This is a genomic window from Mesorhizobium sp. P2_E9 (assembly GCF_056403815.1).
This window is the reverse complement of the sequence record NZ_JBFUET010000007.1, coordinates 126,675-148,427: the sequence shown is the minus strand read 5'-3', so window position 1 is coordinate 148,427 and position 21,753 is coordinate 126,675. Positions and strand designations below refer to the sequence as shown.

Below are 21,753 nucleotides of genomic sequence, written 5' to 3'. Positions count from 1 at the left end.
CCTTGGCGGCGCCCGGGCGCTGGTGTGCAAAATGCCGTCATCGGAGGTCCTGTCGGCGCCGACGATCATCTGTGTCGACTGGCCACCGGGCGCAAAGCGTTCGCGCTTTTTGGTCCTCAGTGTCGGCTCGGCCTTTTCTTCCATCTTCTGGCGCAGCCTGGCCATGGAAAGGCGGATCGTTTCAGGTCTCTTCTCCGGCGCCAGTCTCTTGACGCCCTCATCGGTGGGCAGCTCGACATTGATCGACAGCCGGTCGGCGTAGAGCCCGGCCTGCTCGACCAGTTCCGCCGAACTTTCCGGGATGGTTTTCAGATGAATATAGCCGGAGAACTTTTCTTCCAGCCGCAACCGTCGCGCCACTTCGACCATCTCCGCCCATGGTCTCATCGGGCGAGCGGATAACGCCCGACGAAAGAAACAAGCCCTCGATGTAGTTGCGCCGGTAGAAATCCATGGTCAGCTTGACCACCTCGTCGATGCTGAAGCGGGCGCGCTTCACATTCGAGGACGAGCGGTTGATGCAATAGCTGCAATCGTAGATGCAGAAATTGGCGAGGGACGGTGAGAGCGCTCATCCGTTCATGATATGTTCTGATGGGCTGGCGCGCTACCTCATTTGACATAGGCGGCGAAAAAAGTGATCGCCGCCCATCACAAGGTCGTCAAACCTCATGCAGATAGAGATGATAATCCAGTTCGCTGACCGTGCGCGCCACGCGTAGATATTCGGACTGCTTGATCGCCACGAAGGTGCGGTGCAGGTCCTCGCCAAGCGCGCCTTTCAGGAAGCTGGACGCCTTGGCCGCCTCGATCGCCGCGCGCCAATCAGCCGGCATCGTCGTACGCGTGACGGCAGCCTCATAGCCATTGCCGGTCGTTTCGGGGCCAGGATCAAGCCCCTCGTCGAGGCCTTTGATGATGCCGGCGAGCACCGTCGCGGCGATCAGATAGGGATTGGCGTCGACGCCCGACGGCCGGTGCTCGATGCGACGGTTTTTCGCGTCGCCGGCCGGCACGCGCAGCGCCACCGAACGGTTGTTGACGCCCCAGGTCGGGGCCACCGGCGCATAGGATTGCGAGACGAAGCGCCGCCAGGAATTGGCGTGCGGCGCAAACACCAGCATCGATTCCGCCATCGTCTGGATCAGGCCTCCGAGCCCTTGCAATAGGGGCAGTGACCAGCTCTCGCCGCCGGCTTCGGCAAAGACGTTGCGGCCGGCCTTGTCCTGCAGCGAGACATGGAAATGCATGCCCGAGCCGGCATATTTCTCGATCGGCTTGGCCATGAAGCAGGCGGTCACGCCATGGCGGCGCGCCTGCGCCCGCACCAGCCGCTTCAGCATGACGAGGTCGTCGGCCGCCCGCATCACATCCTTGCGGTAGTTCAGCGTCAATTCGTACTGGCCCGGCGCGTATTCCGAAATCACCGTCTCGGCCGGAATGCCTTGCGCCTTGGCTGCGGCGTAGATGTCGGAGAACAGCGGCTCCATGCCGTGCAGGTGGTCGACGGAATAGACCTCCGTCTTGCCCGAGACACGGCCATCGAGCACCGCGCGCGCCGGCTGCACCTTGCCCTCGGCATCGCGTTCATTGGCCAGCAGGAAAAATTCCAATTCGAAGGCGCCGGCCGGATAAAGCCCCTTGGCCGCCAATATGTCGACCTGCCGGGCCAGAGCCAGGCGCGGGTCCGACGACATCGGCTGGCCATCGAGATGATACATCGCCATCAGCACCTGGCCGCGCGGCGGGTTGGTGCCGTAGAGCGGCACCAACGTGCCGGGGATCGGCCATGCCCTGAGATCGCCGTCGCCGGTCGTCCAGATCAGCCCGGTCTCGTGCACATCCTCGCCGGTGATGTCGAGGCCGAGGATCGAGATCGGCATATGCCGGCCGCCCTCGAAAATGCTTTTCAGCTCATGCCGGCGCACGATCTTGCCGCGGCCGACACCGTTGGCGTCGGTCAAAACGATATCGAAGGCTTCGATCTCGGGATGGGCGTCGAGAAAGGCCTTCGCTTCGGTGGGCGAGGACCCCGAAGGTGAGGTCACGATGGCATTGTCCATGGCCGCTTGTCTCATGCCGCAAGCTTTGCCGCAACCGCGGCGAAGGCGCTGATCAGCCGGTTGACCTGGGCACCTGACGTCGCCGGCGAGATCAGCATCATATTGTGGAAGGGCGCGATCAGCACGCCGCGATTGACCAGCGCGACATGGATGGCGGCTTCCAGTTCCGGCGCATGCGCCGTCTCCGCCTCGGCGCCATTGCGCAACGGGCCGGGCGCGCAAATGAACTCGACGCGGGCGCCGACACGGGCGACATGCCAGGGCAGACGATAGCGGTCGATCACGCCGGTCAGCCCGGCATCCAGACGCCGCGCCAGATGGTCCATCCGGTCGTAATTCTCCGCCGTCATCACCTCTTCGAGTGTGGCGCGCATGGTGGCGAATTGCAGCGGATTGGCCGACAGCGTCGTGCCCATGCCGGAATAGCCAGGCTCCTTGGTCCTGTTGTAGCCGGCGTAGCGCGAGGCGACCTCGTCGCTCATGCCCCAAACGCTCGCCGGCACGCCGCCGGCGATTGGCTTGCCCAGCACGAAGAAGTCCGGATCGAGCCCATATTTCCTGGTGTAGCCACCGGGGCCGGTCGAGATGGTGTGCGTCTCGTCGATCAGGAGCAGCGTGCCGGCTGCGCGGGTCAGCCGACGCAGCGCGTCATGGAAGCCCGGATCGGCCAGCACCATGCAGGAATTGGTCAGCACCGGCTCGGCGATGACGCAGGCCACATCCCTGTCCTTGAGCGCTGCTTCGAGCGCCGGGATGTCGTTGAACTCGATCACCTTGGCCGTGCGGGTCAGGTCGCGGAATTCGCCCGCCAGTCCCGGCCGATTGACCGGCTTGCCGTCGATCAGCCGCACCATCGTCTCGTCGACAGAGCCGTGATAGCAGCCGTTGAAGACGAGGATTTTTTCCCGCCCTGTGACGGCGCGGGCGACGCGCAGCGCAAAGCGGTTGGCGTCGGTCGCCGTCGTTGCGATCTGCCAGAACGGCAGGCCGAAGCGCTGCTGCAGCAGCGGCCCGATGGCAAGCGCGTCTTCCGAGGGCAGCATATAGGTCAGGCCGCGTCCGGCCTGGCGGCGGATCGCGCGCGCCACCGGCGGCGGCGAATGGCCGAACATCGAGCCGGTGTCGCCAAGGCAGAAATCATCGAGCTTGTTGCCGTCGATGTCGGTGATCGCAGCTCCCCTGGCGTTGTCGACCAGGATCGGAAACGGTGTCGGCCAGTCGTTCATCCAATGCATCGGCACGCCGCCGAAGAAGCCGGGCAGGCCATTGCCGACCTTGGCTTGCGATTTAGGCCGTGCTGCTCGGAAAGCCGCGCCCTCGGTCTCGCGCAATTGCGCAATGCGGTCACGGCTAATGCCGCCGATGGTCCTCGAACTGTCGTTGCTGTGCATGGAAACCCCTCTCGTGCGTACCTCTTAGCCAATCCACGGCCTCAACCGCAATTGGCCGCGCGTCGGCCCTGCATTGGCTCAGCCTTTGGCAGCGGCGCTTGACCGTGCTGCCGAAGTCGGCGCCAATAGCTGCGGGAATTGAGGTGGGGGGACTAAAATGCGGACGATCATCTGTGCGGCAATGCTGCTGTCGACGGTCAGCACGGCCTTCGCCTCAGGCGGCATCTGGTGCAACGTCGACGATATGGCGGTGACATTCGACGTCGGCGCCGGCGTCACCAGAGGCATGGGCGGCCCGACCTTCAACTTTCGCGGCGATCTCGAAATCAAGGCGAGGCCGGTTGGCGATGGATTGCGCAAGACGGTGTTTGAGGATTCCAACCTGACCCAGTACTGGCTGGACGCCAAGGAGCTGCGCCTCAACATCTACCGCGAGTACGAGGCGGCAAACACCTTCAATTCGGTCGAACTGACAATCCTGACCAAGGCCAGCGACGAAGGCGTCTATGATGGGGAGTACACGCTTGCCGTCTATGACAATGCCGCCGACACGGACAAGGACGGCAAGCCAGCGGAGTTGACCGGCAAGGTGTCCTGCGGCGCCGAATGATCGGCGATCTTGAAGCTACGCCGTAATATCGATAACGCCGCAGTCGCCAGCGGCGCTGCCGAAGGCGACACGCCGTTCTGCCTTGTCCCACATCATCGAGGTGATGGCGCCCTTGCCGGGTCGCCGCAATAGCACTTCCTTGGCGTCGGAAAAACGCACCGCCATCACCATGCCGTCGTCATAGCCGACGGCGACGACATCCTGGCTCGGGTGGCAGGCGACCGCCGTCACCATGGCGTTGCCGCGTGTGCCGAGTTCCAACGGCGCCTTGCCCATCGGGCCGTCCTTGCCCGAGAACGGCCAGACGATCGCCGCCGGAGCGCCGGAACTCGCCAGCCATTTGCCTTTGACGCTCCATGACAGGCTTTTGACCTTGCCGGGGTAGCCGGTCATGCGCATGTGCTTGCCGTCGGCCAGCTTCCAGCCATGCAGGGCGTTTTCCTGCATGGTGGTGACGAGGAAGGCGCCGTCCGGCGAGAAGGTGATGCCGGTGTGGGCACCGGCCCATTCGAGCTCCACCGGCTTGCCCTCGGCAGCCGGGAAATGCAGCGTCGCGCCATTATAGCGGGCGACGCCAAAGCGCATGCCCTTGGGCGAAAACGCCAGCCCCTCGACCGAACGCGGATGGCCAAATTCCCGTGTCTTGCCATCGGCGAAGCGCACGAAGGCGGTCTTGCCCGTGGCATAGGCAATGGCGCCTTGCGGCCCGGCGGCGACGCTGGTGATCCACTTTTTCCCAGCGCTTGCCAGTTCGGTGGCTTCGCCGCCCGCCTTGACGGCAAACACCTTGCCGTCTTCACCGCCGGTGATCAGCCGGTCGTTCGCCGTATCATGGAAGGCCGCGAGCAGCCCGTCATTGGCCTGCACCGTCTTGTGGCCATTGTCGAGCCGATGGATAGCTCCGTCGGCCAGCGCAAAATGCGGCACGTCGCCGAGGAAGACGGCGGCGACGCAATGGCCTTCGAGATCAAGCGGGGCGACTGTGGGCATGATTATCTTTGTTTCAATGGGACGAGATTGCAAACCCGGCTCGGGCTTACTCGACGCAAGAGGCTATTGTCAAAGCAGTCCCTTGGCTCGCAGATCGGGTGCGAACGTTGCTAGCGGCATCACCAGGGTCAAATCCGATCCTTGGAGGCGTTCGGCTCCGTAGCTGGCATACCATTTAGCCGCCCGCTCGCTCTTGGCATCGATGATGAGCAGGATGCCACCACCTTCTCCAGCAAGCCGCAGGCAGCGCAACGCTGCGGCGGCAAGCAATTGCCCTCCGAGGCCTTGCCCGGCAGTGCGGTGATCGGTCGCGAGCCGGGCAAGCTTGAAGCCGGAAACCTCGTGTCGTGCCAAGCCTCTTGTCATCGCCTCGGGAACGATTTCATGAGCCACGGCGGATGGTGCGATTGTGTAAAAGCCGAGTATCCGTTCTGGAGCCACATCATCAATCGCACAGAACGTCTTGGCTGCGTTCTGATCATGGCTCTGTCGCGCGAATCGTCGCAGAAAGTCATTCATCTGCGCGTCACCACAATCGAAGGACGCCCGGTCGTGCCGTTTGGCAATAGGCTCCTCGTGCCAGGACGGAAGCGTCACAGAGTATCCGGCAAGGCGGCGATCGCTGCCTTGAGCCTGGCGTTGGGTTTGGGCGGGTGCTCCAAAAGTTCGAGGATGCGCTTGAAGTCGCGGTCCGCCACTTTCGTAACCTCGGCTGCATCGATCACGGCCTGTGCTTCGGGCACGACCTTGTCGAGGATGAAGCCGGCCATATCCTTATGAGACAGTGCAGCAGCACGCGCTATCATCGCCTTTTGCACCGGAGGAATGCGGATCTGGTAGCGCTCGGTCTTGTTGTCGGCTGATCTAGGCATGGGTCATTCCTCGCCACTAAATGTACACATGATATGTGTACATTTAGGAATATTCAACCCTCCTTACACAGCGTGACCGCGCCTAGGCCTGGCAGGCCTCAAAACTCTTCTTCAGCCGCTCGGCGTCCAGCTCGCGGCCGATGAACACCAGCCGGCTCTCATGCTTCTCGCCGTCCTTCCAGGCGCGCTGGTGGTCGCCCTCGATGATCATGTGCACGCCCTGGATGACATAGCGCTCGTCGTCGCCCTTGAGCGCGATGATCCCCTTCAGCCGCAGGATGTTGGGACCTTCCATCTGGGTGATCTTCTCGATCCACGGGAAGAATTTCTTCGGGTCCATCTCACCGCCGCGCAGCGACACCGACTGCACCGTCACATCATGGATGTCGGAAGGATGCGCGTGGTCGTGGTGATGATGATCATGCCCGTCATGGTCATGATGGTGGTGATCGTGGCCATCGTGATCGTGGTCGTGATGATCGTGGTCGTCATGCGCCTCGAGGAAATGCGGGTCGTTTTCCAGCGCCCGCGACAGGTCGAAGGCGCCGCGGTCGAGCACTTCCGACAAGGCAACGCCGGCGCGCGTCGTGCGGTGGATCCTGGCCGCCGGATTGATGGCGCGGATCGTCGCCTCGACCTTGGCCAGCTCTTCGGGGGTGACCAGATCGGTCTTGTTGAGCACGACGACGTCGGCGAAGGCGATCTGGTCCTCGGCTTCCTTGGAATCCTTGAGCCTGAGCGGCAGGTGTTTGGCGTCGACCAGCGCCACCACTGCATCAAGCTTGGTCTTGGAGCGCACGTCGTCATCCATGAAAAAGGTCTGCGCCACCGGCACCGGATCGGCGAGACCGGTGGTCTCGACGACGATGGCGTCGAAACGGCCCGGCCGGCGCATCAGGCCTTCGACGACGCGGATCAGGTCGCCGCGCACCGTGCAGCAGACGCAGCCATTGTTCATTTCGTAGATTTCCTCGTCGGATTCCACGATCAGGTCGTTGTCGATGCCGATTTCGCCGAATTCGTTGACGATGACCGCGTAACGCTTGCCGTGGTTCTCCGACAGGATGCGGTTGAGCAGCGTCGTCTTGCCGGCGCCGAGATAGCCGGTGAGAACGGTTACGGGGATCTGCGTCTGTGCATCGCTCATGGTTGCCTCGAAAATGACCGGGCCTTGAAAATCCAGGCCGCGAAAAGGGATTGTCGGCTCCATATAGGATGTGTGCGGGGCTTTTGCACGGGGCAAACCAATGGTCCAAAGCGGCCGGTGTGGCCTGTCTTGTGGTTATTGTCGACGGGAAGGGTCGCCTCTTCGGCGACGAGACGATAAAGAGGGTGTGTTGTCCGGGTCTGCCGATCGTCAGACCGCGCCTGCGTCGTGGCTGCTGTGAATCCGGCGCTACGGAAACTCGTTTGTCATCTAACTGAAATAAACATCTGGCATCACGACGGCGGACACCGCAATGCTTGCCGGCAAAGCTGTTTGGAGCGCCGGAATCTTTTCGATCGTCGATTGCCAACCGGCCGGCTGCGTCTATGCTGCACGCACCGGTACGGCCGAAGAGGGATGACCATGGCCAAGGCGGACAAGACTGCAACAATGAGCCGGCTGCATTCGGCGGCAAGGCTGGCAAGAACCGCGCTGGCGGCCCGGCTTCTGGCGCACGGCTTCTATGCCGGCCAGGACCAGATCATGCTGGCGCTCGACCGCGAGGACGGCCAGACACCGGGCAACCTTGCCGGTCGCCTCGGCGTGCGCCCGCCGACCATCACCAAGACCATCAACCGGCTGCAGGCCCAGGGGTTTCTGGAAAAGCGCGCCTCCGAGGCCGATGCCCGCCAGGCGCACATCTTCCTCACAGACACAGGCCGTGACATCATCCACGCCATCGAGAAGTCGGTGAAGAAGACCGAAAAGCAGGCGCTGAAGGGCCTCGACAAGAAGGACCAGAAGGCGCTGTTCAAGCTGCTTGCCCGCATCGAGGCCAACCTTTCCAACGAGGAACTGGTGTTGATCGACGACAACGCCGAGTCGGACGACTGATCGCAACGATCAGGCCGCTGCCGGGGCCGAGTCCCGGATCAGCGACGACCAGCGTCCTGGCGTGATGCCGAACGCCTTCTTGAATTGCCTGTTGAAGTGGCTCTGGTCGGTGAAGCCGGCCTCGACCGCGATCTGCGCCAGTGGTTCGCCGGCGGTGATCATCCGCCGCGCACGCTGAAGCCGGCGCATCACCAGGAAACGGTGCGGGCTGGTCGAGAAAGCGGCGCGGAAATGCCGCGATAAGGCATAGCGGTCGAGCCCGGTGATTGCCTCCAATTCTCCGGACCGCACTGGGCGCATTGCGTTCTCCGTGAGATAGTCACGCGCCAGCGCCGCCGCCCGCCATGCCGTCCTGGTCATCGACCTTGCCGGCTGGCCGGCATGCCGCGTCAGGCTTTGCATCAGCTGCGCCAGGAAGTCGTCGACGAACAACTCGTCGAGTTCCTGCTCCAATGGTCCCAGCGCTGAAAGCAGCGTGGTGCAGAAAGCGTCGTCCCTCACCACGGCATCCCTGACGAAGGGCAACGAAGCGCCGCCAAGGCAGTCCAGCATCAGCGACGGCTCGAGATAAAGCATCCTGTAGCGCAACCCATCCTCGGTGCCGGCGCCGCCGTCATGCAATTCGTCGGGATGCAGCACGATGATTTGGCCGGGCAGGCTTAGCCGCGTCGCGCCGCGATAGCGAAAGGTCTGCACGCCCTGCAGCGTCACCCCGATCGCATAGGTATCGTGGCGATGCAGATCGAAGGCACTGCCGTGAAAGCGCGCCTCGATCCGCTCCATACCCGCAGGATCTGGAGCCGAGATGATGCAGTTTTCCGCCGCATCAGTGCACAAACGTCCAAGACCCTCGAAGGCCTGGCGGTCTAATTCGAACGACATCGTCTCCTTCAGCCCCGACATCGGGGCACAACCTCGAATGGTCCATTTTCTCATGTTCGATACGAAATTTGCAATCGTGCTCAGGGAAGATCTGCCGGTCTGGCAGAAGCTCAACGTCACCGCCTTCCTGACCAGCGGCATCGTCGCGCAGTTTCCCGACATCATCGGCGAACCCTATCGCGACCGATCAGGCCATCTCTACAATCCCCTGTCGATCCAGCCGGTCATCGTGCTTTCGGCCGTCCAGGCGACGCTCGCCACGATCCACCGGCGCGCGCTGGAGCGTGACGTGACGACCTCGCTCTATGTCGAGGAGATGTTTTCCACCGGCTTCGACGCCGCCAACCGCGCCGTCTTCGCCGAGTTCGCGCCTGAAGACGCCAAGGTGGTTGGCATCGCGCTGCGTGCCGAGAAGAAGCTCGTCGACAAGATCACCAAGGGCGCCCGCATGCACGCATAGGGGATCAATCGGTTGGCTGCCGCCGGTCGAGAAGGGCGGCATACAGCGCCGCCAACAATGCGAGTGCCGCCGATATCAGCATCATGATGAACAGCGCAGGGATCGAATCCGCCAGGAACAGGCCGGCGATGGAGGCTATCAGCGCCCCGCCACCGATCCGCATTGCGGCGGTCAGTCCTGCGGCGGTGCCAACCAGAGCCGGTCGTACCGACAAGGCGCCGCTGTTGGCGGCAGGCATGGTCAATCCGTTACCGATGCCGATGAACACGCAAGGTGCAAAGAAGACCAGGACGTGAGTGATGCCAAAGCTCGACAGCACCAGACCGGTCAACAGGCCGGCGCAGGTCAGGAGGCGCGCAAAAACAAGCGTGGCGCCGAGCGAGGTCTTCGAGGCGTAGCGCCCGGCCAGATAGCTGCCGAGAATGAAGCCGGTAGGGACCAATCCCATGTAGAAGCCGAGCTTTGCGCTTGATCCACCGAGCGCGTCACCGACGACCAATGGGGCTCCGCCCAGGAAGACATAAAGCACCCCCATCGAGGCGGCCATGCACAGTGTGTAGGCCCAAAACCGCGCCGAACTCAGGAGCAGCCTGTAGGAGGCAAGGTAGTTCCTGTGCGCTCTCGACAATGGGGTTCTTCTGATCTCGCGCATCGATAAGGCGAAGGCGGCTGCACCGAGGATCGCGAAGACAACGAAGCTTGACCGCCATCCGAACAGTTCATCCAATGACCCGCCAAACAGAGGACCGACCATGGGCGCGAGCGCCCACCCCATGGCGAGATAACCAAATTTGCTGGCGGTTTCGCGCTCATCCGATGTCTCCTTGATGATGACCAGAGCGACGGAATAGCAGGGGCCGATGCACGCCTGCATCGTGCGAAACAGCAGGAAAATGCCGATATTGGGAGCCAGAGCGCAGCCAATGGACGCGATGATGAAGGTAGACAGAGAGATCAAGACGACCGGCCTGCGCCCAAATCGGTCCGATAGTGCGCCTCCGATGGCCTCGATGACGGCGGTGATGACCGCAAAGCCGGCAACCGACAGATTGACCAATGCGAAATCGGCCTGGAACGTTGCGGCAATATTCGGCAGCGACGGCAAGATCATGTTCACCGGCAACACGGCAAGAGCCGAAAGCAGGATAAGGGTAATCAGTCGGGGTGGAGCAGCGGGTTCGGAGATTATCGCTCTCCCGGCTATGTCTGTGCCCGGACTCCGAATGGGGGTATCGCTCGTCATGATCTCGCTCGCCTTGTCGGTGGGATTGAAGTCTGACGAGGCGGCCCAAACTCCGGGCATAAAAAAGGCCCCGTCAGGAGCCTGCTTACCGCGCATGGGTGCTTCCGCCGGATGGTTACACCATCCTGCCCATGCGCTCCCTTACGACGATCAAAGCCATTGCGATCATGGCATCAGAGCTAGGCGGAAAGCCGCATGTCGTCAAGGCAGCATGCTTTCGACGTCGATCGACAACAGAGACAATGCATGTAGCCGGTCACCTTGGCCCGAGCGGGGGCAGCGGTTTGGGCCATCACTTGCGAGACGAGGGCCGGCTAAGCCTGCCGACGCGTCTTGTTGTGCCAGACGCTTTTGGCTTGCCGGCAAGCGACAATTCCCGCAAAGGTGGGCTCCAGCCCAGCTTTTCCCCCGGCCTGCAAGTGAGTGCTCTCCCAAAACAAGTTGAAAGCGCGACGCCGCCCGTGGCGATCCTGTGCATGCTTTCCACCTATGTCTGCTTCACCTTCCTCGACACCTCAAGCAAATATCTTGTCCTGGCCGGCGTTTCCGCGCTGATCGTCGCCTGGGTGCGCTTTGCCGTGCATGTCGTGCTGGTCGGTACGCTGCTGCGCGGCTGGCGCCAACCCATGCGGTTTCGTCCGGTCAACTTGCCGGCGCATGTGCTGCGCGGTGTGTTCCTGTTCGGCTCGACCATGTGCAACATCCTGGCGCTGCGCTCCCTGCAGCTGGCCGAGACAACATCGATCTATTTCTTCGGGCCGATGGTGATCACCGCACTTGCCGGCCCGCTGCTCGGCGAATGGGCCGGTTGGCGGCGCTGGCTGGCCATCCTGGCCGCCTTCGCCGGGGTTCTGATCATCACAAGGCCAGGTGTCGGCGTTTTCGGCATCGGCCACCTCTTCGCGCTCGGCTCGATGCTGTCGAACTGCTTTTACGTGATCATGACGCGCCGCATGTCGGCGACCGAGACGTCGGAAAGCCTGATCCTTTTTTCCGCACTCGCGCCGGCGGTGCTGCTTTTACCGATGCTGCCGTTTTCCTTCTCGTTGCCGCATGATGGCTGGCACTGGTTCGTGCTGCTCATGCTTGGCGTCTTCGGCGGTGTCGGACACTGGCTGCTGGTGCAGGCCTATCGGCTGGCGACGACCACGGCATTGGCGCCCTATCCCTACTCGCAGATGGTGTGGATGATCATTTCCGGCTGGATCGTCTTCAAGCAGTTCCCCGACCGCTGGACGCTGGTCGGCGCCGCCATCATCGTTGCCAGCGGCCTCTACATCGTCCACCGCGAGCATCGGCTTCGGCTGCAGAGCCGCGCGGCCTCCGATGTCGAGGCCGAGGCGTTGGCAAAAAAACTTTGATTTGCCCCCGATCGGTGGCATAACGCCGCCTTTAAACAGTTTAGGTCGGAATTCAGATCGTTCGGGGAGCGCAAAGCGCTGGCACAAAAAATCAAGCTTTCGACGATCGCCGATGCACTCGGCGTGTCCACGGCCACCGTGTCGCTGGCGCTGCGCGACAGCCCGCTGGTTGCCGGCTCGACGCGCGACCGCATCAAGGAACATGCGCGCGCCATCGGCTACATCTACAACCGCCGCGCCGCCAGCCTACGCACCTCGCGCTCGGGCATCGTCGGCGTCGTCGTGCACGACATCATGAACCCGTTCTTCGCCGAAATCCTGCGTTCGATCGAGAGCGAGCTCGACCGCAGCCGTCAGACCTTCATCCTGTCCAACCACTACGATCAGCTCGAAAAGCAGCGCACCTTCATCGATACGCTGCTGCAGCTCGGCGCCGACGGCGTCATCATGTCGCCGGCCATCGGCACGCCGGCCTCCGACATCCTGATGGCCGAGGAGAATGGCCTGCCGGCGGTGCTGATCGCCCGCACCGTCGAGGGCGCCGACGTGCCGGTCTTTCGCGGCGACGACTCCTACGGAACAGGCCTAGCCACCAATCATCTGATCTCGCTTGGCCACAAGCGCATCGCCATGATCGGCGGCACCGACCAGACTTCGACGGGCCGCGATCGCTACCAGGGCTATGTCAACGCCATGGAGGCGGCCGGCCTGGAGGTCAGGCCGTCCTGGCGCATCGCCGGCCCGCGCACCAAACAGGCCGGCTTCGAGGCCGCCGGGCAGTTCTTGGCGCTGAAGGACAAGCCGACCGCCGCCTGCTGCTGGAACGATCTTGTGGCCATCGGCCTGATGAATGGTATTGCCCGTGCTGGCCTGGTGCCGGGCATCGACATCTCCGTCACCGGCTACGACGATCTCGAGGAGGCGGCGATCGCCACGCCGGCGCTGACCACCGTCTGGAACGGCCAGCGCGAGGTCGGCCGCCGCGCCGCCAGCGCGCTGCTCGACAAGCTCAACGGGCAGACGGTGCGGCCCTCGCAGGAATTGATCAAGCCGGAACTGCATGTGCGCCAGTCGACCGGCAAGCCGGTGGAGCGTGCATGACCAAGGCCGAACAGCTGCAAGCCGTCGCCATTCTGGTGCCGGCCGACTTCAGCGACCATGCCGTCAGGCGTATCGACCGTACTTTCAACCAGGTCAGGATCGAACGTGCCGATCCGGCGCTCGTCACCGAGGAGATGCGCCGCACGGTGCGCGGCATTGCCTCCTTTGCCGGCATCAGCGCGGCGATGATGGATGCCTTGCCCAATCTCGAACTCATCGCCTCCTTCGGCGTCGGTTATGACTCGGTCGATGTTGGCCATGCCGCGGCGAAGAACATTATGGTCACCAACACGCCCGACGTGCTGACCGAGGAGGTCGCCGACACCGCGATCGGGCTGCTGATCAACACGATCCGCGATCTGCCACGCGCGGAAAACTGGTTGCGCGACGGCAGCTGGCTGCGCAAGGGCAACTATCCGCTGAGCCGGCTGACCTTGCGCGCCCGCCGCGTCGGCATTTTCGGCATGGGCCGCATCGGGCAGGCCATTGCCCGGCGGCTTGAGGCGTTCGGCCTGCCGGTCGCCTACCACAACCGGCGCCGTATCGAAGGCCTTTCCTACCAGTACCACCCGACGCTGAAGGGCTTGGCCGAAGCGGTCGATACGCTGATTTCGGTGGCGCCTGGCGGGGCTTCGACGCAGAAGGCGGTCGATGCCGAAATCCTGTCGGCGCTCGGCGCCAACGGCGTCTTCGTCAACATCGGCCGCGGCAGCACGGTCGATGAGGCAGCACTTGCGGCAGCGCTTGCCGACGGCACCATCGCTGCCGCCGGGCTCGATGTCTTCGCCGACGAACCGAATGTGCCCAAGGCGCTGCTCGATGCGCCCAACACCTCGCTGTTGCCGCATGTCGGCTCGGCATCGGAGCACACGCGCCGCGCCATGGCGGATCTGTGTGTCGACAATCTGGTGTCATGGTTCACAGACCGCCGACCCCTGACACCGGTGCCGGAAACGGTGCATGTGAAGGTCAGGACCTAACAAGATTGGCCAAATAAGCCGCGAAACGTGGCAGATCTGCAACCATAGGTCGGGAATCGGTTGCTTCTGACACCTCGGCATCCTGATACGCGCTTGATACGCGGCTGAAGCAAGGTATTTTGCCAACAGCTAACGAGCGGGGCGCTACGTGAAAACTTTTCTTCTTGCATCGACAATGCTGGTCGTCGTTTCAGGCAGCGCTATCGCCGCCGATGCGCTTGTCTCGGCTCCCGTTGCCTATGACTGGACCGGCGCCTATGTCGGCGCTCAGATTGGGTATGGCTGGGGGGATGTCGACAGCCACGATTCCTCGAAAGTGAGCGGCTTTTCCGATTGGTCCGATTCGTGGAAATCCAACGGCGTGCTCGGTGGTATTCACCTCGGCTACAATCAAGCCTTCGATTCATATGTTCTTGGCGTCGAAGGCGATATTGAGGGCTCGGGAGCGAGCGGTTCAGTGGATTCGGTGTTTGCTGGCACCATCAAGACCAAAATCGACGTCCAGGGTTCGCTGAGGGCGCGCCTTGGCTACGCAACGGGACCGGCCCTGCTCTACGCCACGGGTGGCCTGGCCGTGGCTCACTTCCACACCGATTACGATGACGGCGCGACGACCGACAGCACATCCAACACCAAGGCGGGTTGGACCGTGGGCGCCGGCGTCGAATATGCTTTCTCGCCAAAATGGACGACCCGCGTTGAGTATCGCTACAGTGATTTCGGCACCTTCACCGACAATCCGGCGACCGACAGCGGCTTCAACTATCCGACCGATGTAAAGACCCAGGCTGTCCGCGTCGGCTTCAGCTACAAGTTTTGATAGAAGCTAGTCGCGACCCGAGGGGCGGGAGCAATGCCGCCCCTGTTCTGGAACGCCCGCCTTGTCCGGCGGCCCAAAGGCGTGTTGCCATATTTATTAACGTCAGCTTAACCCTTTGAAATCATTCTTCATCCTGCCCGCCTGCATGGATGAAGAATGATGAAAGTGCTTACCATATTGATCGCTGCCGCCGCCCTCTTTGGTGGCGTTCAGCTGTTTCATGACGGCAATGGCGAAAGCGTCGCCAATGAGGCCGCACCGTCCAACACCTACAGGCTGGTCGCCAATGGCGATGAAGCGGCCTGCGCGGTCAGCCGCGGAGCCGAAATTTCGGATGGCTTGTCCCTGCTTACCGTTGCTCCGACATGCCGTCGACTGCTGCCTGGCATAGAACAGGCAAAGTTCTGGCGTGAACAGAATGACGGCACCGTCGCCTTCAGCGCCAACGGCATCGATCCGATTGTCACCTTCAGCGTTGCCGACGGAGATGGCTACGAGTCCTATGCCCCGGTCACGCCCTTGCTGTCACTGGCGAGCGATCGGAACGACTGACTATTCCGCGGCAGCCCGCGAGCCAGCCTTTGCCGCCGCATGCAGGCGCACCGCATCGCCGAAGGCGCGGAAAATCTTGGCCGAGTTGCTGTCCGATTTGACCCAGTACTCCGGATGCCACTGGACGCCGACGGCAAAGGCGCGGGCTCCCTTGACCGAAACCGCTTCGACCGTGCCGTCGGTGGCAACTGCCTCGATCTCGAGCTTCGACCCCAGCCGGTCGATCGCCTGGCGGTGCAAGGAATTGACCTTGATGTCGCCGGCACCGAACACGCCGGCCAGGCAGCTGCCTGGCTTGATCGAAATCGTCTGGTGGATGGCGAAGCGTTCGTCCTGCTTGTCGCTCACCGGTGCGCGGTGGTCGAGCGAACCCTCGCGCTCCTGGATCTCGGTGCCCAGCGTGCCGCCGAGCGCGACGTTCAGCTCCTGGATGCCACGGCAAATGGCGAGCAGCGGCACACCGCGCTCGATCGCCCGGCGGATCAGCGGCAGCGTGGTGGCGTCACGCGCCGGATCGTAGGGACCGTTGGCTTCGCTGGCATCACCACCATAGAGCGAGGGATGCACGTTGGATTTCGACCCGGTGACCATGACACCGTCGACTGAGGAAAGAAGTTCGTCGAAGTCGAGCCTGTCGCCGAACGATGGCACCAGCAGCGGGAACACGCCGGCGCCGGTAATCGCTGCTTCCAGATATTGCTGCGGGGCGGCATGCCAGGTGTAGTTGTCGAACTGACGGACGTCGGTCGATATGGCGACGAGCGGTTGGTGCATTTTGGGTCTGTTTTCCATCGGGCAAGGGATGTCCTGTCTTCAAAATAGGCGATCTCCGGGCGTTTTTCCATGCCAAGTTTCGGCGTGTCGCATGGGCCACCAAATCCCCTGTTAGACTATAGTTGCAGGGTCGCATGGCTTGGTTACCAAATCCGGCCGCCGTGCTGGACTAGACTTCTCGCCCGTGTATTGTTTCGGTCAACCGATGCGGGAGCCCGAGGATTTCCCGAATATCGGTCTGTGATCCAAAAGGGAGGAACTGCATGGATCGTCGTTCATTCATTCGCAAGGCCGGCGTGACCGGCGTGGGCGCCGCGGCGGCGGCGGTAACGCTTGCCGCCCCGGCAATCGCCCAGTCCAATCCCAAGGTGACATGGCGGCTTGCGTCGTCCTTCCCGAAATCGCTCGACACCATCTATGGCGGAGCCGAGGTGTTCTCCAAGATGCTGTCGGAAGCCACCGACGGCAATTTCCAGATCCAGGTCTTTGCCGCGGGCGAACTCGTGCCCGGGCTGCAGGCCGCGGACGCCACCACGGCCGGGACGGTCGAGGCCTGCCATACGGTGGCATATTATTACTGGGGCAAGGACCCGACATGGGCGCTGGGTGCCGCGGTTCCCTTTTCGCTCAACGCGCGCGGCATGAATGCCTGGCACTACCATGGCGGCGGCATTGATCTGTTCAACGAGTTTCTGGCCACGCAAGGTCTTTTCGGCCTGCCGGGCGGCAACACCGGCGTGCAGATGGGCGGCTGGTTCCGCAAGGAAATCAACACGGTCGCCGACCTCTCGGGCCTCAAGATGCGCATTGGCGGCTTTGCCGGCAAGGTGGTGCAGAAGCTCGGCGTCGTGCCGCAGCAGATCGCCGGCGGCGACATTTATCCGGCGCTGGAAAAAGGCACGATCGACGCCGCCGAATGGGTCGGCCCCTATGACGACGAGAAGCTCGGCTTCTACAAGGTCGCGCCCTACTACTACTATCCCGGCTGGTGGGAAGGCGGTCCGACCGTCCATTTGATGTTCAACAAGGCGAAATACGACGAGCTTTCGCCGGCTTACAAATCGCTGTTGCGCACCGCCGCGCAGGCTGCCGATGCCAACATGCTGCAGAAATACGATTATGTGAATCCCGCGGCGGTGAAGCGGCTGGTCGCCGGTGGCGCCAAACTGCGTCCGTTCAGCCAGGACATCATGGCCGCCTGCTTTGAAAAGGCCAACGAAGTCTATGCCGAGATGGAAGCCTCCAACGCGCCGTTCAAGAAGATCTGGGAATCGATCAAGGGCTTCCGCAAGGAGCACTATCTCTGGGCACAGGTGGCCGAGTACAATTACGACACCTTCATGATGGTCCAGCAGCGCAACGGCAAGCTGTAAAACGATCCCATCGCATTCGTTGAAAGACCCCGGGCGGCTGCCCGGGGTCTTTCTTTTTCAGATCGGCGAGGAACTGATCTCGACCAGTATTCCGCCCGGCGCAATGCAATAGAAGGTTGTTGAGTTGAAGCCGCCGCGTGTCAGGTCCTCGACCTTGCCCGGCGCGAAGCCTGCCGCAGTCAGTTCGGCCTGCTTGGCGTGCACCAGGTCTGGGTTGTCGACGAAAAAGCCGACGTGAAAGCCGTCCGGGTAAGCAGCGGGTTCTCCCTTGCCCGGCGTCATCAGGTTGAGGGCAAAGCCATCGGCTCCGCGCAGGATCGCGAAGGCTTGCCTGCCGCGCATGGCGACGAGTTCGAAGCCGAAATGGCTGGTGAAGAAGCCGGCAAGAGCCGCGGCTTCTGATGTGATGAGGTTGAGGTGGTTCAGTTTCATGGTCTTTGTCCAGTCACGGTTGAAACGCGGACAGGCTTGGCTGCAGACCGAGAACCGGCGGGACCGTGGCATCAGGAAATCCGGACATGACCCAACCGGCCCGCGGGCTTTCGCCTCGCTTGCCGGCCGCGGGTTCTCCCGCACGTTCATGCGGCGAACAGGCCTCCGCCGAGCATGATCCCGAAAAGTGGCGTCCGGTTTTCACGGACAAACGGCTTCCGTTTGTCCAGAGATCATGCTCGAAAAAAATAAAACGGAAGAGACCGGACTACCGAACCGGCCATGTCTTTTTCGGCGCCGGCTGAATAGCCGATCGGTGGCGTGACGGCAAGCGGTCCCCGACGCGGCTGGCTTTGCCTCAACCCCGGCCTGGCACCACCAGCACCTTGACCTCGCCGGGCGCCGGCGGATTGGCGATCACGTCGGCCGCGTCTTCGAGCGGCACCTGCCTGGAGATCAGCCGGTCGATCTCGATCGTGCCCGACGCGATAAGCTCGGCGGCGCGGCGATGCGTGTAGGGATTGAGGAACGAGCCAACCACCTTCAATTCCCTGAACAACAGGTCGAAGGGCTCGAATTCCGCCTTCACGCCTTGCGGCGTCACGCCGACGATGACAACCGTGCCGCCGGCCCTTGCCAGCCGCATCGACTGCTCGACGGTCTCGCGCACGCCGGCGCATTCGAACACCACGTCGGCACCGCCCGGCATCAAGCCCGCCGGTCCGGCGATGGCATCAATCACATCGCCTGCGCTGGGATCGACCGTCACTGTCGCGCCGAGCTCCTCGGCAAGCACGCGGCGTGAAGCCTGCCTGGTCGACAGGATGATGGTGGTGGCGCCGGCCAGCCGCGCCAGCTGTACGGTGAGCAGTCCGATCACGCCGCCGCCCAGCACGACCACCGAACTGCCAGACCTGATCTCGGCCAGATCGACGCCATGCAGGCAGCAGCCAAGCGGCTCGCAGAATGCGCCATGCGTCGGCGGCAAGTCGGCGGGCAGGATGAAGGCCTGCTTGTGCGGCAGAACGACATAGTCGGCAAAGCCGCCGTCGCGATGGATGCCGATGGCATTGAGATTGCGGCAGAGATTGACCCGACCGGCATGGCAATGCGGACATCGCCCGCAGGCGATGTTGGGATCGCCGGTGACACGGTCGCCGACGGCAAAGCCGGAGACGGCGTTGCCGACCGCCTCGATGATGCCCGAAAACTCATGCCCGGGCGTCACTGGCGGCCGGCAGGGGAATTCACCATGGAAAAGGTGGCGGTCGGTGCCGCAGACGCCGCAGGCCTCGATACGCACCAGAATCTCGTCCGGGCCGGGGACAGGTTTGTCGACCTCGCACAGCGAAATGCTGCCCACCGCTTCCAGCCGCACTGCTTTCATGGCGTTGCCCCCATCAGTTGAAGCTCGGCGGCTGCGAAAGGTCCGGCGTCGGTGTCGCCGGCTTCGCCGGCGGCGTATCGCCGAAACTCGGCGGTTGCGACAGGTCCGGCGTGCCGGGCGCTACCGGTGCGCCACCGCCATTGGCAGGAGCTGTGCCACCCGCCGGCGGAGTACCGAGCGGCGATAGGCCGGGCACTTCCGGCACCTTGTAGTCGATCGTGCCCGGATCGATCACCGTGCCCTTGTAGCGCATCACCATTTGCGGGAAGGCGATGGTCAGGCCGATCATCACCACCTGGATCAGGACGAAGGGCACCGCGCCCCAATAGATCTGCCCCGTCGTCACCGGCGCGATCTGCTTGCCCGTAAGGCGGTCGAGATAAGGCACACGGGCGGCCACCGAACGCAGGTAGAACAGTGCGAAGCCGAAGGGCGGGTGCATGAACGAGGTCTGCATGTTGACGCCGAGCAGCACGCCGAACCAGATCAGGTCGATGCCGAGCTTGTCGGCTGCCGGCGCCAGCAGCGGCACGATGATGAAGGCCAGTTCGAAGAAGTCGAGGAAGAAGGCCAGGAAGAAGACGAGGATGTTGACGCCGATCAGGAAGCCGACCTCGCCGCCCGGCAGCGAGGTCAGCAAATGCTCCACCCAGATGTGGCCGTTGACACCGTAGAAGGTGAGCGAGAACACCCGCGCGCCGATCAGGATGAACAGCACGAAGGACGACAGCCGTGTCGTCGAGGTCAGTGCCTGCTTGATCACGTCCAGCGACAGCCGACCTTTTGCCGCCGCCATGATCAATGCGCCGACGGAGCCCATGGCGCCGCCCTCGGTCGGCGTGGCGATGCCGAGGAAGATGGTGCCAAGCACCAGGAAGATCAGCGCCAGCGGCGGGATCAGCACGATGACCACCTGCTGCGCCAGCCTGGACATCATGTTGAAGTTCAGGCGTTTGTCGGCAATCGCCACGATGTAGATGAAGAGCACCCCTACAGTGGCGCCGAGAATGTCGGCATTGTCGCCATGGGTTGGCGCGAGATAGCGATACGCCGCGTAGGAAACCGCTGCTGTGACCAGCAACGCCACCAGCAGCGACAGAACGCCGTGGCCGAGCGTGCGGGCCTCGAGCGGCAGGGCCGGCACCATTTTCGGCCGGAAGATCGACACAATGAGAATGTAAAGGGCGTAGAGACCGGTGAGCACGAGGCCCGGGATCAGTGCGCCGGCATACATGTCGCCGACCGAGCGGCCGAGCTGGTCGGCAAGCACGATCAGCACCAGCGAGGGCGGGATGATCTGGGCGAGCGTGCCGGAGGCGGCGATGACGCCGGACGCCAGCCGGCGGTCGTAGCCGTAGCGCAGCATGATTGGCAGCGAGATCAATCCCATGGCGATCACGGATGCCGCCACCACGCCGGTGGTCGCCGCCAACAATGCGCCGACGAAGATCACCGCATAGGCGAGGCCGCCTCGGATCGGCCCGAACAGCTGGCCGATCGTGTCGAGCAGGTCCTCGGCCATCCCCGATCGTTCGAGCACGATGCCCATGAAGGTAAAGAACGGAATGGCCAGCAGCGTGTCATTCGACATCACCCTGCTACCGTAGAAATTATCCGGCAGTGCGTGCAGAAGCGGCCAGGCGAGGTTGATCGATCCTCCGGAATAGGGCGAGAGGAGCACGCCGATGAAGAAGAACATCAAGCCGTTGGCGGCCAGCGAGAAGGCCACGGGGTAGCCGATCAGCAGGAAGATGATCAGCGAGGCGAACATGATCGGCGCCATGTTCTGGGCGATGAACTCCATCATGAGCGCACCTCGTCGGCCAGTGCCTTGGCTTCGAGTTCGGCTTGCTCATGTGCCGACACGAACGGATTGGGGTCGTCCATGTCGCCGCGCATGATGGCGATCTTCTTGATGATTTCGGAGATGCCCTGCAGCGCCAGCAGGAAAAAGCCGACCAGCAGGATGGCCTTGGCCGGCCAGATGATCAGCCCGCCCGAATTGTTGGACATCTCGCTGCTGCGGAACGACAGGGACACGTAGGGAACGAAGTAGAACACCATCAGCGTCACGAACGGCATCAGGAACAGGACATGGCCGAGAAGGTCGATCCAGTGCTGCACGCGGCGTGAGAACAAGCCGTAGACGATGTCGATGCGAATATGCTCGTTCTGCTTCAGCGTGTAGGCGGCGGCCAGCATGAAGGCGGCGCCGAACAGATACCATTGCAGCTCCAGCCACGCATTCGACGAAACGTCGAAGATCTTGCGGATGACGGCATTGCCGGCGCTCACCAGGACCGCCAGCAGGATCAGCCAGGATACCGATTTGCCGATGAATTCGTTGAGGCGGTCGATGACCCGCGACAGAGCGAGCGGCCCTTCCATGCAGTCCTCCCTTGTTCCGACAGCGTGCCGGCT

22 protein-coding genes and 1 pseudogene are annotated in these 21,753 nt (G+C 62.8%); 9 read left to right on the top strand and 14 right to left on the bottom strand.

Translation table 11 applies throughout. The annotated features are described in order from the left end of the window. Nucleotides 1–12: 12 nt before the first annotated feature. From AC1D05_RS14205 to AC1D05_RS14195, 3 genes and pseudogenes are all read right to left on the bottom strand, one after another. Nucleotides 13–556, bottom strand: a pseudogene (locus tag AC1D05_RS14205) (radical SAM protein); the annotation flags it as partial. Between the two features lie 106 nt (nt 557–662). Beyond that, a complete protein-coding gene (locus tag AC1D05_RS14200) occupies nt 663–2,063 on the bottom strand; it encodes a glutamine synthetase family protein (RefSeq protein ID WP_477441368.1) in 1,401 nt (466 codons plus the stop codon). 11 nt (nt 2,064–2,074) lie between these two features. Continuing rightward, nucleotides 2,075–3,454, bottom strand: coding sequence for an aspartate aminotransferase family protein (locus tag AC1D05_RS14195; RefSeq protein WP_477441366.1), 1,380 nt, complete (start codon nt 3,452–3,454; stop codon nt 2,075–2,077). Nucleotides 3,455–3,611: 157 nt separating this feature from the next. Here AC1D05_RS14195 and AC1D05_RS14190 point away from each other — a divergent pair, with 157 nt between their 5' ends. After that, nucleotides 3,612–4,064 (top strand): hypothetical protein, encoded by a 453-nt coding sequence (locus tag AC1D05_RS14190; RefSeq protein WP_477441364.1) that lies wholly within the window; start codon nt 3,612–3,614, stop codon nt 4,062–4,064. Nucleotides 4,065–4,079: 15 nt separating this feature from the next. Here the strand turns inward: AC1D05_RS14190 and AC1D05_RS14185 are convergent, their stop codons facing one another. The 4 genes from AC1D05_RS14185 to AC1D05_RS14170 all read right to left on the bottom strand — a co-directional run bounded on the left by AC1D05_RS14185 (nt 4,080) and on the right by AC1D05_RS14170 (nt 7,073). Beyond that, complete coding sequence (locus AC1D05_RS14185; RefSeq protein WP_477441363.1) at nt 4,080–5,054, bottom strand: WD40 repeat domain-containing protein; 975 nt, start codon at nt 5,052–5,054, stop codon at nt 4,080–4,082. 69 nt (nt 5,055–5,123) lie between these two features. Next, on the bottom strand, nt 5,124–5,651 hold the full coding sequence (locus AC1D05_RS14180; protein WP_477441361.1) for a GNAT family N-acetyltransferase: 528 nt from the start codon (nt 5,649–5,651) through the stop codon (nt 5,124–5,126). Further along, the gene (locus AC1D05_RS14175) at nt 5,648–5,926 is read right to left on the bottom strand and encodes a type II toxin-antitoxin system TacA family antitoxin (protein WP_477441359.1); all 279 of its coding nucleotides are present in this window, start codon (nt 5,924–5,926) and stop codon (nt 5,648–5,650) included. Before AC1D05_RS14175 ends, AC1D05_RS14180 begins: the two co-directional genes overlap by 4 nt. A gap of 82 nt (nt 5,927–6,008) precedes the next feature. Beyond that, nucleotides 6,009–7,073, bottom strand: coding sequence for a CobW family GTP-binding protein (locus tag AC1D05_RS14170; RefSeq protein WP_477441357.1), 1,065 nt, complete (start codon nt 7,071–7,073; stop codon nt 6,009–6,011). A gap of 423 nt (nt 7,074–7,496) precedes the next feature. On the opposite strand from AC1D05_RS14170, the gene AC1D05_RS14165 reads away from it, so the two are divergent. Then, on the top strand, nt 7,497–7,967 hold the full coding sequence (locus tag AC1D05_RS14165; RefSeq protein WP_477441356.1) for a MarR family winged helix-turn-helix transcriptional regulator: 471 nt from the start codon (nt 7,497–7,499) through the stop codon (nt 7,965–7,967). Nucleotides 7,968–7,976: 9 nt separating this feature from the next. Here the strand turns inward: AC1D05_RS14165 and AC1D05_RS14160 are convergent, their stop codons facing one another. Then, nucleotides 7,977–8,849 carry an AraC family transcriptional regulator gene (locus tag AC1D05_RS14160; protein ID WP_477441354.1) on the bottom strand — a complete coding sequence of 291 codons (873 nt, stop codon included), beginning with the start codon at nt 8,847–8,849 and terminating at the stop codon, nt 7,977–7,979. Between the two features lie 52 nt (nt 8,850–8,901). Here AC1D05_RS14160 and AC1D05_RS14155 point away from each other — a divergent pair, with 52 nt between their 5' ends. Further along, nucleotides 8,902–9,309 (top strand): DUF2000 family protein, encoded by a 408-nt coding sequence (locus AC1D05_RS14155; protein WP_477441627.1) that lies wholly within the window; start codon nt 8,902–8,904, stop codon nt 9,307–9,309. 4 nt (nt 9,310–9,313) lie between these two features. On the opposite strand, the gene AC1D05_RS14150 is transcribed toward AC1D05_RS14155, so the two are convergent. Beyond that, the gene (locus AC1D05_RS14150) at nt 9,314–10,552 is read right to left on the bottom strand and encodes a multidrug effflux MFS transporter (protein WP_477441625.1); all 1,239 of its coding nucleotides are present in this window, start codon (nt 10,550–10,552) and stop codon (nt 9,314–9,316) included. Between the two features lie 476 nt (nt 10,553–11,028). Here AC1D05_RS14150 and AC1D05_RS14145 point away from each other — a divergent pair, with 476 nt between their 5' ends. From AC1D05_RS14145 to AC1D05_RS14125, 5 genes are all read left to right on the top strand, one after another. Beyond that, a complete protein-coding gene (locus tag AC1D05_RS14145; protein WP_477441352.1) occupies nt 11,029–11,913 on the top strand; it encodes a DMT family transporter in 885 nt (294 codons plus the stop codon). A gap of 78 nt (nt 11,914–11,991) precedes the next feature. Further along, nucleotides 11,992–13,014 carry a LacI family DNA-binding transcriptional regulator gene (locus tag AC1D05_RS14140; protein ID WP_081850252.1) on the top strand — a complete coding sequence of 341 codons (1,023 nt, stop codon included), beginning with the start codon at nt 11,992–11,994 and terminating at the stop codon, nt 13,012–13,014. Continuing rightward, on the top strand, nt 13,011–13,994 hold the full coding sequence (locus AC1D05_RS14135) for a 2-hydroxyacid dehydrogenase (protein ID WP_477441350.1): 984 nt from the start codon (nt 13,011–13,013) through the stop codon (nt 13,992–13,994). The genes AC1D05_RS14140 and AC1D05_RS14135 overlap by 4 nt, the downstream gene beginning before the upstream one ends. Before the next feature lie 148 nt (nt 13,995–14,142). Continuing rightward, nucleotides 14,143–14,814 (top strand): outer membrane protein, encoded by a 672-nt coding sequence (locus AC1D05_RS14130; RefSeq protein ID WP_477441349.1) that lies wholly within the window; start codon nt 14,143–14,145, stop codon nt 14,812–14,814. A 156-nt stretch (nt 14,815–14,970) separates the two neighbouring features. Beyond that, complete coding sequence (locus AC1D05_RS14125; protein WP_477441347.1) at nt 14,971–15,366, top strand: hypothetical protein; 396 nt, start codon at nt 14,971–14,973, stop codon at nt 15,364–15,366. Here the strand turns inward: AC1D05_RS14125 and AC1D05_RS14120 are convergent, their stop codons facing one another. Further along, nucleotides 15,367–16,140: a gamma-glutamyl-gamma-aminobutyrate hydrolase family protein gene (locus AC1D05_RS14120; protein ID WP_477441345.1), complete on the bottom strand. Its 774-nt coding sequence runs from the start codon at nt 16,138–16,140 to the stop codon at nt 15,367–15,369. A 263-nt stretch (nt 16,141–16,403) separates the two neighbouring features. On the opposite strand from AC1D05_RS14120, the gene AC1D05_RS14115 reads away from it, so the two are divergent. Then, nucleotides 16,404–17,513, top strand: a complete 1,110-nt coding sequence (locus AC1D05_RS14115; protein ID WP_477441344.1) for a TRAP transporter substrate-binding protein — start codon at nt 16,404–16,406, stop codon at nt 17,511–17,513. Between the two features lie 57 nt (nt 17,514–17,570). Here AC1D05_RS14115 and AC1D05_RS14110 read toward each other — a convergent pair whose 3' ends face one another. The 4 genes from AC1D05_RS14110 to AC1D05_RS14095 all read right to left on the bottom strand — a co-directional run bounded on the left by AC1D05_RS14110 (nt 17,571) and on the right by AC1D05_RS14095 (nt 21,720). Further along, nucleotides 17,571–17,945, bottom strand: a complete 375-nt coding sequence (locus tag AC1D05_RS14110; protein ID WP_477441343.1) for a VOC family protein — start codon at nt 17,943–17,945, stop codon at nt 17,571–17,573. A gap of 358 nt (nt 17,946–18,303) precedes the next feature. Further along, a complete protein-coding gene (locus AC1D05_RS14105) occupies nt 18,304–19,332 on the bottom strand; it encodes a zinc-dependent alcohol dehydrogenase family protein (protein WP_477441341.1) in 1,029 nt (342 codons plus the stop codon). A gap of 13 nt (nt 19,333–19,345) precedes the next feature. After that, nucleotides 19,346–21,139 carry a TRAP transporter large permease gene (locus AC1D05_RS14100; RefSeq protein WP_477441339.1) on the bottom strand — a complete coding sequence of 598 codons (1,794 nt, stop codon included), beginning with the start codon at nt 21,137–21,139 and terminating at the stop codon, nt 19,346–19,348. Beyond that, the gene (locus tag AC1D05_RS14095; RefSeq protein ID WP_477441337.1) at nt 21,136–21,720 is read right to left on the bottom strand and encodes a TRAP transporter small permease subunit; all 585 of its coding nucleotides are present in this window, start codon (nt 21,718–21,720) and stop codon (nt 21,136–21,138) included. Before AC1D05_RS14095 ends, AC1D05_RS14100 begins: the two co-directional genes overlap by 4 nt. Nucleotides 21,721–21,753 lie beyond the last annotated feature (33 nt).

What these genes read in the sequence shown, in the direction of transcription:
- AC1D05_RS14200 (WP_477441368.1), bottom strand. Translation starts at nt 2,063, where the DNA reads ATGGACAATGCCATCGTGACCTCACCTTCGGGGTCCTCGCCCACCGAA.
- AC1D05_RS14195 (WP_477441366.1), bottom strand. Translation starts at nt 3,454, where the DNA reads ATGCACAGCAACGACAGTTCGAGGACCATCGGCGGCATTAGCCGTGAC.
- AC1D05_RS14190 (WP_477441364.1), top strand. Translation starts at nt 3,612, where the DNA reads ATGCGGACGATCATCTGTGCGGCAATGCTGCTGTCGACGGTCAGCACG.
- AC1D05_RS14185 (WP_477441363.1), bottom strand. Translation starts at nt 5,054, where the DNA reads ATGCCCACAGTCGCCCCGCTTGATCTCGAAGGCCATTGCGTCGCCGCC.
- AC1D05_RS14175 (WP_477441359.1), bottom strand. Translation starts at nt 5,926, where the DNA reads ATGCCTAGATCAGCCGACAACAAGACCGAGCGCTACCAGATCCGCATT.
- AC1D05_RS14170 (WP_477441357.1), bottom strand. Translation starts at nt 7,073, where the DNA reads ATGAGCGATGCACAGACGCAGATCCCCGTAACCGTTCTCACCGGCTAT.
- AC1D05_RS14165 (WP_477441356.1), top strand. Translation starts at nt 7,497, where the DNA reads ATGGCCAAGGCGGACAAGACTGCAACAATGAGCCGGCTGCATTCGGCG.
- AC1D05_RS14160 (WP_477441354.1), bottom strand. Translation starts at nt 8,849, where the DNA reads ATGTCGTTCGAATTAGACCGCCAGGCCTTCGAGGGTCTTGGACGTTTG.
- AC1D05_RS14155 (WP_477441627.1), top strand. Translation starts at nt 8,902, where the DNA reads ATGTTCGATACGAAATTTGCAATCGTGCTCAGGGAAGATCTGCCGGTC.
- AC1D05_RS14150 (WP_477441625.1), bottom strand. Translation starts at nt 10,552, where the DNA reads ATGACGAGCGATACCCCCATTCGGAGTCCGGGCACAGACATAGCCGGG.
- AC1D05_RS14145 (WP_477441352.1), top strand. Translation starts at nt 11,029, where the DNA reads ATGCTTTCCACCTATGTCTGCTTCACCTTCCTCGACACCTCAAGCAAA.
- AC1D05_RS14135 (WP_477441350.1), top strand. Translation starts at nt 13,011, where the DNA reads ATGACCAAGGCCGAACAGCTGCAAGCCGTCGCCATTCTGGTGCCGGCC.
- AC1D05_RS14125 (WP_477441347.1), top strand. Translation starts at nt 14,971, where the DNA reads ATGATGAAAGTGCTTACCATATTGATCGCTGCCGCCGCCCTCTTTGGT.
- AC1D05_RS14120 (WP_477441345.1), bottom strand. Translation starts at nt 16,140, where the DNA reads ATGCACCAACCGCTCGTCGCCATATCGACCGACGTCCGTCAGTTCGAC.
- AC1D05_RS14115 (WP_477441344.1), top strand. Translation starts at nt 16,404, where the DNA reads ATGGATCGTCGTTCATTCATTCGCAAGGCCGGCGTGACCGGCGTGGGC.
- AC1D05_RS14110 (WP_477441343.1), bottom strand. Translation starts at nt 17,945, where the DNA reads ATGAAACTGAACCACCTCAACCTCATCACATCAGAAGCCGCGGCTCTT.
- AC1D05_RS14105 (WP_477441341.1), bottom strand. Translation starts at nt 19,332, where the DNA reads ATGAAAGCAGTGCGGCTGGAAGCGGTGGGCAGCATTTCGCTGTGCGAG.
- AC1D05_RS14100 (WP_477441339.1), bottom strand. Translation starts at nt 21,139, where the DNA reads ATGATGGAGTTCATCGCCCAGAACATGGCGCCGATCATGTTCGCCTCG.
- AC1D05_RS14095 (WP_477441337.1), bottom strand. Translation starts at nt 21,720, where the DNA reads ATGGAAGGGCCGCTCGCTCTGTCGCGGGTCATCGACCGCCTCAACGAA.